Consider the following 14,299-nt stretch of genomic DNA (forward strand, 5'->3'; position numbering starts at 1 on the left):
GCCAGAGGGAGGGTCAATGCCATGCGCACCCGAATTCTCGTACTTGGAAAGCGCGTCGGCTGAAGCTGGGACCTGCATGTCCCCGCTCAACACCCCCGACGCGCTCCCCTCGCTTGCCTTCTGGCACGAGGGGTTTTTTGTTGCACTGGCACAGAGTCGAATCCGCGTAAAACCCTCAGCTTCGAGAAGAGAATGCCGATGACCGAGCAGGCCACCGGGGCCCACCATCCGCAGCCGCGGCCCCGTTCCGGCGGACAGCAGTCCGCCGCAGTTGAGCACGTCACGGGTGCGCAGTCCCTCATCCGCTCTCTCGAAGAGGTGGGGTGCGACACCGTCTTCGGTATTCCGGGCGGCGCCATCCTCCCCGCGTACGACCCGATGATGGACTCGAAGAAGGTCCGTCACATCCTGGTCCGCCACGAGCAGGGGGCCGGCCACGCCGCCACCGGCTACGCGCAGGCCACCGGCAAGGTCGGCGTCTGTATGGCCACGTCCGGCCCGGGCGCCACCAACCTCGTCACCCCGATCGCCGACGCGCACATGGACTCCGTCCCGCTCGTCGCGATCACCGGTCAGGTCTCCTCCAAGGCCATCGGCACCGACGCCTTCCAGGAGGCGGACATCGTCGGCATCACGATGCCGATCACCAAGCACAACTTCCTGGTCACCAAGGCCGAGGACATCCCGCGGACGATCGCCGAGGCGTTCCACATCGCGGCCACCGGCCGTCCGGGCCCGGTCCTGGTCGACATCGCCAAGGACGCCCTGCAGGCGAAGACCACCTTCTCGTGGCCGCCCACCCAGGACCTCCCTGGTTACCGGCCGGTCACCAAGCCGCACGCCAAGCAGATCCGCGAGGCCGCCAAGCTCATCTGCCAGGCCAAGCGCCCGGTCCTGTACGTCGGCGGCGGTGTCATGAAGTCCGGCGCGACCGCCGAGCTGAAGGTCCTCGCCGAGCTGACCGGCGTCCCCGTCTGCACCACCCTGATGGCGCTGGGCTCCTTCCCCGACAGCCACCCGCTGCACGTCGGCATGCCGGGCATGCACGGCTCCGTCACCGGCGTCACCGCGCTGCAGAAGTCGGACCTGCTGATCGCCCTCGGCACCCGCTTCGACGACCGCGTCACCGGCAAGCTGGACAGCTTCGCCCCCTTCGCCAAGATCATCCACGCGGACATCGACCCCGCCGAGATCGGCAAGAACCGTGCGGTCGACGTCCCGATCGTCGGAGACGCCCGCGAGGTCATCGCCGACCTGATCCAGGCCGTCCAGGCCGAGCACACCGAGGGCAACGCGGGCGACTACACCGCCTGGTGGAACGACCTCAGCCGCTGGCGCGACACCTACCCGCTGGGCTACGACCTGCCGGCCGACGGCAGCCTCTCCCCGCAGCAGGTCATCGAGCGGATCGGCGCGCTCGCGCCGAAGAGCACGATCTTCGCGGCCGGCGTCGGCCAGCACCAGATGTGGGCCTCGCACTTCGTCAAGTACGAGGAGCCCCGCACCTGGCTGAACTCCGGCGGCGCCGGAACCATGGGCTACGCGGTCCCGGCCGCGATGGGCGCCAAGGTCGGCATGCCCGAGCGCACGGTCTGGGCGATCGACGGCGACGGCTGCTTCCAGATGACCAATCAGGAACTGGTCACCTGCGCCCTGAACAACATCCCGATCAAGGTCGCGATCATCAACAACGGCGCGCTGGGCATGGTCCGCCAGTGGCAGACCCTGTTCTACAACCAGCGGTACTCCAACACCGTTCTGCACGCCGACGAGACCGGTCACGACACGGTCGGCTCCCAGCTCGGCGAGTCCATCGCGCCCCGCAAGGGCACGCGCGTCCCGGACTTCGTCAAGCTGTCGGAGGCCATGGGCTGCGTGGCGCTGCGCTGCGAGGACCCGGCCGACCTGGACAAGGTCATCGCCGAGGCCAACGCGATCAACGACCGTACCGTCGTGATCGACTTCATCGTCCACGAGGACGCCATGGTGTGGCCGATGGTCGCCGCCGGCACCTCCAACGACGAGGTCATGGCAGCCCGGGGCGTCCGTCCCGACTTCGGCGACAACGAAGACGACTGAGCCGAGAGAGCCGAGAGAGAGAACGCCCCACATGTCCAAGCACACGCTCTCCGTCCTGGTCGAGAACACGCCCGGCATCCTCGCCCGGATCGCCGCCCTGTTCTCCCGACGCGGGTTCAACATCGACTCCCTCGCGGTCGGTGTCACCGAACACCCCGACATCTCCCGCATCACCATCGTCGTCAACGTCGAGGACCTCCCGCTGGAGCAGGTGACCAAGCAGCTGAACAAGCTGGTCAACGTGCTCAAGATCGTCGAGCTGGAGTCCCACAACGCCATCGAGCGCGAGCTCGTCCTGGTGAAGGTCCGCGCCGACAACGAGACCCGTTCGCAGATCGTCGAGATCGTCCAGCTGTTCCGCGCCAAGACGGTCGACGTCTCCCCGGAGGCCGTCACCATCGAGGCCACCGGCGGCTCCGACAAGCTCGGCGCGATGCTCAAGATGCTGGAGCCCTTCGGCATCAAGGAGCTCGTCCAGTCCGGCACGATCGCCATAGGGCGTGGCGGCCGGTCCATCACGGACCGCAGTCTGCGCGCGCTCGACCGCAGCGCCTGACCCGCCCGGCCCGGCGGACACGTGAGCCGGGCGGGACACGCTCAGCTCGCATAGCGAGACCGAGAAACTCAGATTCCGTTCCCCGCCGTACGGTGGGAGCAACACCAGCGCACCAAGGAGATATCCCAGTGGCCGAGCTGTTCTACGAGAACGACGCCGACCTGTCCATCATCCAGGGCCGCAAGGTCGCGGTCATCGGTTACGGCAGCCAGGGCCACGCCCACGCGCTGTCGCTCCGTGACTCCGGCGTCGACGTCGTCGTCGGTCTGAAGGAGGGCTCGAAGTCCAAGGCCAAGGCCGAGGAGCAGGGTCTGAAGGTCGTCCCCGTGGCCGAGGCCGCCGCCTGGGCGAACGTCATCATGATCCTCACCCCGGACCCGCTGCAGGCCGAGATCTACGAGGAGTCCATCAAGGAGCACCTCCAGGAGGGCGACGCGCTCTTCTTCGGCCACGGCTTCAACGTCCGCTACGGCTTCATCAAGCCCCCGGCCAACGTGGACGTCGCCCTCGTCGCCCCCAAGGGCCCGGGCCACCTGGTCCGCCGTCAGTACGAGGAGGGCCGCGGCGTTCCGTGCATCGCCGCCGTCGAGCAGGACTTCACCGGTTCCGCTTTCGCGCTCGCGCTCTCGTACGCGGCCGGCATCGGCGGCACCCGCGCCGGCGTCATCAAGACCACCTTCACCGAGGAGACCGAGACCGACCTGTTCGGTGAGCAGGCCGTCCTCTGCGGTGGCGCCTCCGCCCTGGTCAAGGCCGGTTTCGAGACCCTGACCGAGGCCGGCTACCAGCCGGAGATCGCGTACTTCGAGTGCCTGCACGAGCTGAAGCTCATCGTGGACCTGATGTACGAGGGCGGCCTGGAGAAGATGCGCTGGTCGGTCTCCGAGACCGCCGAGTGGGGCGACTACATCACCGGCCCCCGCATCATCACCGACGCCACCAAGGCCGAGATGAAGAAGGTCCTCGCGGAGATCCAGAGCGGCGAGTTCGCCAACACCTGGATGGCCGAGTACAAGGCCGGTCTGCCGAAGTACAACGAGTACAAGAAGGCCGACGAGGCGCACCTGCTGGAGACCACCGGCAAGAAGCTGCGCAAGCTGATGAGCTGGGTCGACAGCGACGAGAGCTGATCTCGTGACGGCGGGGCCGGGACACGTGAAGTCCCGGCCCCGCCGTGCACCGGCGCAGGACCCCGGCCGTTCGGACGGACGGGGTGCAGGGGATCCGGGGTGCCGGGAAACCGGCCCTCACGGGCGCGGCTTGTCCACCCCGGCCAACCACGGATGGGTGATCCTTCCGTACAGGCGGAAATCTGGCCCGTCAGCGCCACTACACTGCTCAACACATACGCGTCAGGCCCACAGTGTCGTGCGTCTTCCACGCGGCTACCCCCTCCACCGCCTGCGGCCGTCGGGACGGCCGTCCGCACTGGACTTGTGAGGACCCACGTGAGCTCGAAACCTGTCGTACTCATCGCCGAAGAGCTGTCGCCCGCCACCGTCGAGGCGCTGGGCCCGGACTTCGAGATCCGGCACTGCAACGGCGCGGACCGCGCCGAGCTGCTGCCCGCGATCGTCGACGTCGACGCGATCCTCGTCCGCTCCGCCACCAAGGTCGACGCCGAGGCCATCGCCTTGGCCAAGAAGCTGCGGGTCGTCGCGCGTGCCGGTGTCGGTCTGGACAACGTGGACGTCTCCGCCGCCACCAAGGCCGGCGTGATGGTCGTCAACGCGCCGACCTCGAACATCGTGACCGCGGCCGAGCTCGCCTGCGGCCTGCTCGTCGCCACCGCCCGCAACATTCCGCAGGCCAACACCGCCCTGAAGAACGGCGAGTGGAAGCGGAACAAGTACACCGGTGTCGAGCTCAGCGAGAAGACCCTCGGTGTCGTCGGCCTCGGCCGCATCGGCGTGCTGGTCGCCCAGCGCATGTCGGCCTTCGGCATGAAGATCGTCGCGTACGACCCCTACGTACAGCCCGCGCGCGCCGCCCAGATGGGCGTCAAGATGCTGGCTCTGGACGAGCTCCTCGAGGTCGCCGACTTCATCACCGTGCACCTGCCCAAGACCCCCGAGACCCTCGGTCTCATCGGGGACGAGGCCCTGCACAAGGTGAAGCCGTCGGTCCGCATCGTCAACGCCGCCCGCGGCGGGATCGTCGACGAGGCCGCGCTCTACACGGCCATCAAGGAGGGCCGCGTCGCCGGCGCCGGCCTCGACGTGTACGCGAAGGAGCCCTGCACGGACTCCCCGCTGTTCGAGCTCGACCAGGTCGTCTGCACCCCGCACCTCGGCGCGTCCACGGACGAGGCCCAGGAGAAGGCCGGTGTCTCGGTCGCCAAGTCGGTGCGCCTCGCGCTCGCCGGTGAGCTCGTGCCGGACGCGGTCAACGTCCAGGGCGGTGTCATCGCCGAGGACGTCCGTCCCGGTCTGCCGCTCGCCGAGAAGCTCGGCCGCATTTTCACCGCCCTCGCGGGCGAGGTCGCGGTCCGCCTCGACGTGGAGGTCTGCGGCGAGATCACTCAGCACGACGTCAAGGTGCTGGAACTGTCCGCCCTCAAGGGTGTCTTCGAGGACGTCGTAGACGAGACGGTTTCCTACGTCAACGCCCCGCTGTTCGCGCAGGAGCGCGGCGTCGAGGTCCGGCTGACCACCAGCTCGGAGTCCCCGGACCACCGCAACGTGGTGACCGTACGAGGCACCCTGTCGGACGGCCAGGAGGTCTCGGTCTCCGGCACGCTCGCGGGCCCGAAGCACCTTCAGAAGATCGTCGGCATCGGCGAGTACGACGTGGACCTGGCGCTCGCCGACCACATGGTCGTGCTGCGCTACACCGACCGCCCCGGCGTGGTCGGCGCCGTCGGCCGCGTCCTCGGCGAGGGCGGTCTGAACATCGCGGGCATGCAGGTCGCCCGGGCCGAGGAGCACGGTGAGGCGCTCGCCGTCCTCACCGTCGACGCGCCGGTTCCGGGAGACGTCCTCGCGGACATCGCCACCGAGATCGGCGCCGTCTCGGCGCGCACGGTCAGCCTCGCCTGAGCCCGCCAGGGTGACGACGTGAAGGAAGGGCCCGGGGGACACCCCCGGGCCCTTCCGCGTTCCTCCGGCCGCCTGCCGCGGCGGCCGGTTCAGTGGTACGTCGCCTCGTGGGCGCGGTCTTCGGTACCCGTCGCGGGCTCCGCCGCGGGCGGGGCGGGTGCTTCGATCCCGCGCATCACAGCCGCGGCGAGCACGGCCGCCCCGAGCAGCAGCGCCGTACCGCCCCAGGCCGCGTACTGCATTCCGTGGACGAAGGCCTCCCGGGCCAGGGCCAGCACCCGCTCCCCGGCCGGCCCGCCGATGTGGTGGGCGGTGGCGGCGGCGCCGCCCAGGGTCTCCCGTACCGCGGGCCCGGAGTCCGCCAGGTCGCTGCGGTAGACCGCGGTGCCCAGGCTGCCGAGGACCGCCATGCCCAGGGCGCCGCCGAACTCCTGGCCGGTCTCCAGCAGGGAGGCGGCGGAACCTGCCTTCTCGGCGGGGGCCGAGGCCAGCGCCATGTCGGACACCAGGGACATCACGGTGACGATGCCCGAGGCCAGTACCCCGGCGCCGATCAGCAGCAGCCACAGGGAATCGGTCCCGACCAGGCCGATCAGGGCGAACCCGGCGGCGGCGAGGACGAACCCGCCGGCGATCACGTAGGCCCGGTCCAGCTTCTGGGCCAGGGCCGCGCCGACCGGGGCCGAAGCGCCGATGACGAGCGAAGGGGCGAGGCTCCACAGGGCGGCTTCCAGGGGGCCCATAGCGAGCACGGACTGCAGGTACTGGGTGGTGAAGTAGGCCGAGCCCATCATGGCGAAGGCGGCGATGGTGTTGAGGCCGATGCCCGCGCCGAATCCGCGGCCCTGGAACAGCGCCCGGCTCACCATGGCGTCGTCACGGGTGCGCTGGCGGCGGACGAAGACGTATCCGAAGACCAGGCCGGCGGCGAGGCAGCCCAGGTAGAGGGGTTCGAAGCCCTCGGCGGCGATCTCCTTGAGGCCGTAGACGACCGGCAGCACGGCGGCCATGGACAGCGGGACGCCCAGCAGGTCGAAGCGGCCGGGGGCCGGGTCCTTGAACTCCGGGACCAGGACCGGGACCAGGATCAGCAGGAGCAGCATCGCGGGCACGTTGATGAGGAAGACCGAACCCCAGAAGAAGTGGTTCAGCATCACTCCGCTGAGCACCGAGCCGAGGGCGATTCCGCCGGTCATGGCACCGGACCAGATGGCGATGGCCTTGCCGCGCTGCCTGTCGTCCTGGAAGAGGTTGCGGACGAGGGCCAGCGTGGAGGGCATCAGGGTGGCGCCGCCGATGCCGAGCAGCACGCGGGCCGCGATCAGCATCTCGGCGCTGGTGGCGTAGCCGGCGCCGATCGAGGCGAGGCCGAATGCGGTCGCGCCGATCAGCAGCAGCTTGCGACGGCCGATCCGGTCGCCGAGCGAGCCCATCGTGACGAGCAGGCCGGAGAGGGCGAAGGCGTAGCTGTCGAAGATCCAGAGCTGCTGGGTGGCGCTCGGGTCGAGCTGGTCGGTGATCGCCGGGATGGCGAAGTAGAGGACGGAGACGTCCATCGAGACCAGGAGCAGCGGCAGCAGGAGGACGGTGAAGGCGGTCCATTCGCGGCGGCCGGCGAGTCGCGCTGTGGCGGCGGGGTTCGTCATGAGCAGGAACATACACGCGTCTTACACATCCGTCTATGACAGCTGTCTAGAACTGTTGTCTGGGACGCTTGTCTTGCTACGGTGTGGCCATGGGACATCGCGAAGATCTGCTCGAGGGCGCCAAGAAGTGCCTGGTCGAAAAGGGGTTCGTGCGCACGACCGCGCGCGACATCGTCAGTGCCTCCGGGACCAACCTGGCCTCCATCGGCTACCACTACGGCTCCAAGGACGCCCTCCTCACCCAGGCCTTCATCGGCCTGATGGAGGAGTGGGGAGCGGTATTCCAGGACGGACTCGACGGCGAGGGCGGCTCGCTGGAGCGCTTCCGCGCCCTGTGGGAAGGGGTGTTGGCGCAGCACGAGAAGTCGGGGCCGATCTGGGCGGCCAGCCTGGAGGTGGCGCTCGGCCGGGACCAGCGGCCGGAGTTGAGGTCCATGCTCGCGGCCTCGCAGGCCGAGGGGCGCCGGGGGCTGATCTCGATGCTCACCGGGACCCCGGAGGACCAGCTCGACGAGCGGGACGTACGCACGCTGGGCGGCTTCTACCAGGCGCTGCTGAACGGCCTGATGATCCAGTGGCTCTTCGACCCGGAGTCGGCCTCAAGCGCCGAGGAGTTCACCGAGGGCATGCGCCGGGCCGCGGAGGCGATGACCCGCCCGCAGGAGGGCTGACCGCAACCGTGGACGTCGAGGAGGGCGTCGGCGCGGTGGTGCCGGATCGTCACCGACGCGACGACGGGCCGACCCTTACCGCCCCCTAGTGCTGTGACCGGGAAGGTTCGCCGGGCGTCGTGACCCGGTGAACCTTCCCGGTCACAGCACTAGGTCAGGCGGGAGGCCTTGAGGACCATGTGGAGCAGCAGGCGGTCCTCGCCCTCGTCCAGGTCGAGGCCGGTCAGCTGCTCCACCCGGGCCAGGCGGTAGTAGAGGGTCTGCCGGTGGATGCCCAGGGCGGCCGCCGCGCGGCCCGCCTGGCCCGCGCAGTCCAGGAAGACCTCGGCGGTGCGGGCGAGTTCGCGGTTGGCCGGGGTCAGCAGGGTGCGGGCCGCGGGGTCGTCCACCGGATCGGCGGCGAGCGTCGCCAGCAGCCGGTACGGGCCGATCCCCGACCACTGGGCGACCGGGCCGAAGCGGGGCTGGGCGGCGGCCGCCCGGGCGGCGGCGACGGCCTGCTCCCAGGCGGCGGGCAGGTCCGCGAGGCCTCGTACGGGGTCGGCGACGCCGGCGGTCACCCGGTGTGCGGTGGTCGCGGAGCCCCCGCCCGCGCCGCCCTTCCCGCCCGTTCCCGTCGCCTCCGCCGCGCGCGGCAGCAGCCGGGCCACCGCCGCCAGGGCCGGAGCCAGCGCGTCCGCCGAGCGCAGCCGGAGCAGTACCGCCAGAGCCGGTTCACCCGCGGGCTCCGGCCCCGCCCCCGCCCCCGCGGCCGCACCGGGCCCGGCGCCGCCGCCCGGCTCGCCCCCGCCCCGCCGCGGTACGACGCACACCGCCGCCGCGCCCGGTACCGACGCCGGAGCCTCCCCGGGCCACGGCGCCACGCAGACCGCCGCGTGCAGCCCGTCCCCGCCCGGGCCGAGGGCGACCCGCAGTGCGGCCACCGCCATGTCCTGCTGCCAGCCCCGGCCGGCCGTGAGCACCGCCAGGAACTCCCGCGACAGGTCGGCCCCGGCCTTCGCCTCCTCGGCGAGCAGCACCCCGATGCGCTGGGCCACCTCCATGGCCGCGTCCAGCGCCGCCGGTTCGGGCCCGGGCTTGCCGGCCTCCTGGTCCAGCAGCCATACGTAGCCCTGCACGATGCCCCGGTACCGCACGGGCAGGCAGATCCGCCCCCGGAACACCCCGGCGTCGGGCGCCGCCGGGATCCGGACCGGGCCGGTGGCTCGGGCGATGCCGAAGCCCTCGAACCAGGACCGGACGGCCGCCGTCGACTGGCGCGTCAGGATCGAGCGGGTCCGTACCGGGTCCATGGCGAGATCGTCGTCGCTGTCGTGGGCGCCGAAGGCGATCAGGCGGAAGTCCCGGTTCTCCAGGGTCGCCGGGGCGCCGAGCAGCGCGGAGATCTCGTCCACCAGGTCCTGGTAATCGCCCTTCACGCGGACATTCTCCCACTCCGGAGCGGACCCTTCAGACAGATGTATGAGATCCGGGACACGGATGCGTGACAGCTGTCGATGGCAGAGGATCGAAGCGATCCTTAGGTTTCACGGTGGTTTCACTTGCGCTTTTCTTCTGCCACCCGCTGGAGGTGCCCCGTGCTGGGTCCCGTGATCCTCGCCGCTTCGCGCAGCGACAAGATGCGTCGTATCGTCTCCGCCGCCCCGGTGACCAAGCCCGTGGTGAATCGGTTCATCCCCGGCGAGACCGTCGATCAGGTCATCCCGATCGTCGAGGAGCTCACGCGCGCCGGCCTCGAGGTCACCCTCGACGTCGTCGGCGAGGACATCACCGCGGTCGAGCAGTCCTACGCCGCCCGGGACGCCTACCTTCAGCTCATCGAGCGCCTCGCGGAGCTCGGTCTCGGTGAGAAGGCCGAGATGTCCGTCAAGCTGTCGATGTTCGGCCAGGCCCTGGAGGGCGGCCACGAGCTGGCGCTCGCCAACGTCCGCCCGGTCGTCGAGGCCGCGGCCGCCATCGGTACCACCGTGACGCTCGACGCCGAGGACCACACCACCCTCGACTCGATGTTCGCCATCCACGAGGAGCTGCGCCGGGACTTCCCGCAGACCGGCTGCGTGATCCAGGCGTACCTCTTCCGCACGGAGGCCGACGCCCGCCGCCTCGCCGCCGCCGGCAGCCGCGTCCGCATCGTGAAGGGCGCCTACAAGGAGCCCGCCGAGGTCGCGTACCTGGACAAGGCGGAGATCGACAAGGCGTACGTCCGGATCCTGAAGATCCTCATGGACGGCGAGGGCTACCCGATGATCGGGTCCCACGACCCGCGCCTCATCGCCATCGGCCAGGAGCTCGCGCGCAAGGCCGGGCGCAAGCTGGACGAGTACGAGTTCCAGATGCTGTACGGCATCCGCAGCGAGGAGCACCTGCGGCTCGCCGCCGAGGGTCACCGGATGCGCGTCTACACCGCGTACGGGACGGACTGGTACGGCTACTTCATGCGCCGCCTCGCGGAGAAGCCGGCCAACCTGCTCTTCTTCGTCCGCTCGATGATCACCAAGAACTAGGCACCCCACTAGCTCAAGGAGTTACCAGCCCCATGGATGCTGTGACCCAGGTCCCCGCGCCGGTCAACGAGCCGGTCCACTCGTACGCCCCGGGCACCCCGGAGCGCACGCGGCTCGAAGCGCAGCTCAAGCAGCTGTCCGAGAACCCGATCGAACTTCCGATGACGATCAACGGCGTCAAGCGGATGGGCGGCGGCGAGCGCTTCGACGTGGTCCAGCCGCACGACCACAAGTCGGTGCTCGGCACCTACGCCAACGCCACCGAGGCCGACGCGCAGGAGGCCATCGACGCCGCCCTCGCCGCCGCCCCGGCCTGGCGCTCGATGTCCTTCGACGACCGCGCCGCGATCATCCTGCGCGCCGCCGAGCTGCTGTCCGGCCCGTGGCGCGAGAAGCTCGCCGCCTCCACCATGCTGGGCCAGTCGAAGACCGCGCAGCAGGCCGAGATCGACACCCCCTGCGAGCTCGTCGACTTCTGGCGCTTCAACGTCCACTTCGCCCGCCAGATCCTGGCCGAGCAGCCGGTCGCGAACTCCGCCGGCGTGTGGAACCGCAGCGACCACCGCCCGCTCGAAGGCTTCGTCTACGCGATCACGCCGTTCAACTTCACGGCCATCGCGGGCAACCTGCCGACCGCCCCCGCCCTCATGGGCAACGTGGTCCTGTGGAAGCCGTCCCCCACGCAGACCCACTCCGCGATCCTCCTCATGGAGCTCCTGGAGGAGGCCGGCCTGCCCAAGGGCGTCATCAACCTGGTCACCGGCGACGGCATCGCGGTGTCGGAGGTGGCCCTGAACCACCCCGAGCTGGCCGGCATCCACTTCACCGGCTCGACCAAGACCTTCCAGTACCTGTGGAAGACGGTCGGCAACAACATCGAGAAGTACAAGTCCTACCCGCGCCTGGTCGGCGAGACCGGTGGCAAGGACTTCGTCGTCGCGCACCCGTCCGCGGACCGCGCCGTCCTGAAGACCGCCCTGACCCGCGGCTCCTTCGAGTTCCAGGGTCAGAAGTGCTCGGCGTCCTCGCGCGCCTACGTCCCGGCCTCGATCTGGAACGACGGCTTCAAGGAGGCCTTCGCGGCCGAGGTCGACGGCATCACCATGGGTGACGTCCGCGATCTGACCAACTTCATCGGCGCCGTCATCGACGAGCGCTCGTTCGCGAAGAACAAGGCCGCGATCGACCGCGCGATCGCCGACCCGACCTGCGAGATCATCGCCGGTGGCACCTACGACGACTCGGAGGGCTACTTCGTCCGCCCGACCGTCATCGCGTGCACCGACCCGGAGAACGAGGTCTTCACGACCGAGTACTTCGGCCCGATCCTGGCGGTCCACGTCTACGAGGACGCCGACTTCGACGCGATGCTGGCGCAGATGGAGTCCGTCTCGGCGTACGCCCTGACCGGCTCGATCATCGCGGCGGACCGGTACGCGGCCGCGGACGCGATGGAGAAGCTCCGCTTCGCGGCGGGCAACTTCTACATCAACGACAAGTCCACCGGCGCCGTCGTCGGCCAGCAGCCCTTCGGCGGCGGCCGCGCCTCGGGTACGAACGACAAGGCGGGCGCCGCGTCGAACCTGATGCGCTGGACCTCCACCCGCTCCATCAAGGAGACGCTGGTCGCGCCGACCGACTACGCGTACCCCCACATGGGCTGATCCCGGCCCCCAGTGACCCCGCCCCCGCTCCGGCACCCCCAAGTCCGGAGCGGGGGCGGTATCCATTTCCCCTCCGACAAGTCCTGGTAATCTAAGCGCAGTTGTCGTGTACGGCGACACGCTCCAGAACCCGGGCCCGGCTTCCCGGGGGAGCGCAGGGCTCTGACGAGTTCCCGTACGGGGCGGGGCCACACCACTGGGAGATACGCACACCTCTACGCTGCCGAGCCGGGGCGCAGCCGGGGAGACGTATGTCCAAGCGCACCGACAACCGCCACCGCGTCGCCACGATCTGCCGCGAAGCGACGGGACTCCCGCACCACACCTGCATGCAGTGGGCCGCCGACGGCCTGATCAGCCGTACCCTGCCGGTGCCCGACGCCGAAGGGGCGGACCAGCGGGCCCTCGAGGCCGAGCTGCTGGTGAACCTCGCCAACGGGCTGCGCCACGAGCAGCTCGGCGGGGCCGTCCTCGGACTGGTACGCGCCGTACCGCGCCCCGAGGGTGCGGAATTCTGGGTGCATCCGGCGATGGGCAGCAGAGTGCTGTCCGTGCTGCTGCCCCGCATCGACTCGTACCGGATGGGACACGGGCTGCCGGGGCTTCGGCCGGTACGGGAGGGCCGCCGGGTGCGGCTGCGCAGTCTGCGCCGCAACGCCTCGGTCGTGCTCGTCCACCCCGATCCGGACTGGGCCGACTACCTCGACGCGCCGGCCTGCCAGGAGCACATCTGGTGGCACCACCGCGACCGCATGCATCCGGACGAGGCCACCTGGCACGCGGGGCCGAGGGAGCCGGACCCCGACCGGGACCTGCTGCTCAGCCGGCTGATCCGGCGGACCGCGCTGGTCAACGCGACGGGCACGGCACACGGCTGGGCGAACGCCTACAGCCGCGGCGACCGGGAGGTGTTCATCGAGTGGTGCTGCTCCGTCGAGGTGGAGGACCTGGCCCGGAGGCTGCGCCGCAGTGGGCTCACCGCCGGCCAGGACGGCCGGGCCCAGAGCGGCAGCCGACGCCTGACCTTCGGCGACGCGGCGGTCATCGTGCGGAAGGGACCCTGCGGGCTGGTGCCGTCGGCGCTCAGCGCGAGGGCAGGCGCATGCTGACCGCGGCGATCGTGACGGCGGCCGTGCTCGGGGTCGCCAAGGTGGTGCGGGACTGGCTGATCCTGCGGCAGGTGCGGGCTGCCATGGACGCCGGTACGTCCGAGGACCGGGTGCGGATCGGGATGCGGCTCGCGGAAGCGCTGGGCGGCGGGCAGTCCGGGCCCGCCCCGGAGCCGCCCGCCGGGGAGGCCGTCACACCTCCACGATGACCTGGTCCAGGGACTTGCGCAGGAGATCCGGGACCTCGCAGTCGTCCGCCGGGTAGCCCACCGGGATGACGGCGAAGGCCTTCTCGTTCTCCGGGCGGTCCAGGACGTGGCCGAGGAAGCGCATGGGGCTGGGGGTGTGGATCAGCGCCGCCAGGCCGGACAGGTGGAGGGCGGACAGGAGCATGCCGACCGCGATGCCGACCGACTCGTCGACGTAGTAGTGCTTGCGCTTGGTGCCGTCCGGGCCGAGCCAGTAGCGCTGCTGGAAGACCACGATCAGCGCCGGGGCGTCCGTGAGGTGGGTCTTCACGGCGTCCGTGCCGATGGGACGCAGGGCGGCGAGCCATTCGTCGCCCAGCCGGCCGTCGTAGGACAGCTGCTCCTCCTGCTCTGCGGCCGCGCGGATCTGCTGCCGGACGGCCGGGTCCTTGACCAGGACGAAGGTCCACGGCTGCTGGTGCGCCCCGGAGGGGGCGGTCGCGGCGCAGGCGATGGCGTCCCGGACCACCTGCTCGGGCACCGGGTCGGGGGAGAAGTGGCGTACGGTCCGCCGCTCGTCCATCCGGGCCCGCAACTCGGCGGCACGCGCGAGGGATTCCGGCTGCGGCATCCGTGCGGGGCGGTAGACGACCGGGCGGTACGGATCACCGTGGGTGGGGGTCCACTGCCTGGTCTCAGGAGCGGTCCCGGAGGCGGTCTCAGGTGTGGTCTCAGGCGACATGGAGCAGATCTTCACGCCGCCGCGCGGCCCGCCGCCAGGGCCATACGTGACCCCGGTGACCGGTATGCGAGGACTCAGGTGATTTCGGAGCCGGTGATCACC

General features: G+C 70.4%; 12 protein-coding genes. 9 read left to right on the forward strand and 3 right to left on the reverse strand.

The features are described 5' to 3' along the window. Positions 1 to 192: 192 nt before the first annotated feature. The 4 genes from ACZ573_RS04770 to serA all read left to right on the forward strand — a co-directional run bounded on the left by ACZ573_RS04770 (position 193) and on the right by serA (position 5,673). Positions 193 to 2,079: an acetolactate synthase large subunit gene (locus tag ACZ573_RS04770; protein WP_266379460.1), complete on the forward strand. Its 1,887-nt coding sequence runs from the start codon at positions 193 to 195 to the stop codon at positions 2,077 to 2,079. 31 nt (positions 2,080 to 2,110) lie between these two features. Continuing rightward, on the forward strand, positions 2,111 to 2,635 hold the full coding sequence (gene ilvN / locus ACZ573_RS04775) for an acetolactate synthase small subunit (RefSeq protein ID WP_030010002.1): 525 nt from the start codon (positions 2,111 to 2,113) through the stop codon (positions 2,633 to 2,635). A gap of 128 nt (positions 2,636 to 2,763) precedes the next feature. Next, entirely contained in the window at positions 2,764 to 3,765 is a 1,002-nt protein-coding gene (ilvC, locus tag ACZ573_RS04780; RefSeq protein ID WP_471298909.1) for a ketol-acid reductoisomerase, read from the forward strand. Positions 3,766 to 4,083: 318 nt separating this feature from the next. Next, positions 4,084 to 5,673, forward strand: a complete 1,590-nt coding sequence (serA, locus tag ACZ573_RS04785) for a phosphoglycerate dehydrogenase (RefSeq protein ID WP_471298912.1) — start codon at positions 4,084 to 4,086, stop codon at positions 5,671 to 5,673. 89 nt (positions 5,674 to 5,762) lie between these two features. Here the strand turns inward: serA and ACZ573_RS04790 are convergent, their stop codons facing one another. Continuing rightward, a complete protein-coding gene (locus ACZ573_RS04790; protein ID WP_471298914.1) occupies positions 5,763 to 7,319 on the reverse strand; it encodes an MFS transporter in 1,557 nt (518 codons plus the stop codon). 89 nt (positions 7,320 to 7,408) lie between these two features. Between ACZ573_RS04790 and ACZ573_RS04795 the strand changes: the two genes are divergently transcribed. Further along, positions 7,409 to 7,990: a TetR/AcrR family transcriptional regulator gene (locus ACZ573_RS04795; protein ID WP_471298917.1), complete on the forward strand. Its 582-nt coding sequence runs from the start codon at positions 7,409 to 7,411 to the stop codon at positions 7,988 to 7,990. A gap of 149 nt (positions 7,991 to 8,139) precedes the next feature. Here ACZ573_RS04795 and ACZ573_RS04800 read toward each other — a convergent pair whose 3' ends face one another. Further along, positions 8,140 to 9,408 (reverse strand): PucR family transcriptional regulator, encoded by a 1,269-nt coding sequence (locus tag ACZ573_RS04800; RefSeq protein ID WP_471298920.1) that lies wholly within the window; start codon positions 9,406 to 9,408, stop codon positions 8,140 to 8,142. Between the two features lie 159 nt (positions 9,409 to 9,567). On the opposite strand from ACZ573_RS04800, the gene ACZ573_RS04805 reads away from it, so the two are divergent. The 4 genes from ACZ573_RS04805 to ACZ573_RS04820 all read left to right on the forward strand — a co-directional run bounded on the left by ACZ573_RS04805 (position 9,568) and on the right by ACZ573_RS04820 (position 13,476). Next, entirely contained in the window at positions 9,568 to 10,494 is a 927-nt protein-coding gene (locus ACZ573_RS04805; RefSeq protein ID WP_471298922.1) for a proline dehydrogenase family protein, read from the forward strand. 32 nt (positions 10,495 to 10,526) lie between these two features. Next, positions 10,527 to 12,158, forward strand: coding sequence for an L-glutamate gamma-semialdehyde dehydrogenase (pruA, locus tag ACZ573_RS04810; RefSeq protein ID WP_471298924.1), 1,632 nt, complete (start codon positions 10,527 to 10,529; stop codon positions 12,156 to 12,158). Positions 12,159 to 12,409: 251 nt separating this feature from the next. After that, positions 12,410 to 13,267, forward strand: a complete 858-nt coding sequence (locus tag ACZ573_RS04815; protein ID WP_471298927.1) for a hypothetical protein — start codon at positions 12,410 to 12,412, stop codon at positions 13,265 to 13,267. Next, positions 13,261 to 13,476, forward strand: coding sequence for a hypothetical protein (locus ACZ573_RS04820; RefSeq protein ID WP_390170485.1), 216 nt, complete (start codon positions 13,261 to 13,263; stop codon positions 13,474 to 13,476). Before ACZ573_RS04815 ends, ACZ573_RS04820 begins: the two co-directional genes overlap by 7 nt. On the opposite strand, the gene ACZ573_RS04825 is transcribed toward ACZ573_RS04820, so the two are convergent. Beyond that, the gene (locus tag ACZ573_RS04825; protein WP_471298930.1) at positions 13,460 to 14,197 is read right to left on the reverse strand and encodes a nitroreductase family protein; all 738 of its coding nucleotides are present in this window, start codon (positions 14,195 to 14,197) and stop codon (positions 13,460 to 13,462) included. The two genes, ACZ573_RS04820 and ACZ573_RS04825, sit on opposite strands and share 17 nt — an antisense overlap. Positions 14,198 to 14,299: the final 102 nt, after the last annotated feature.

Source organism: Streptomyces sp. NPDC040545, from assembly GCF_055595065.1.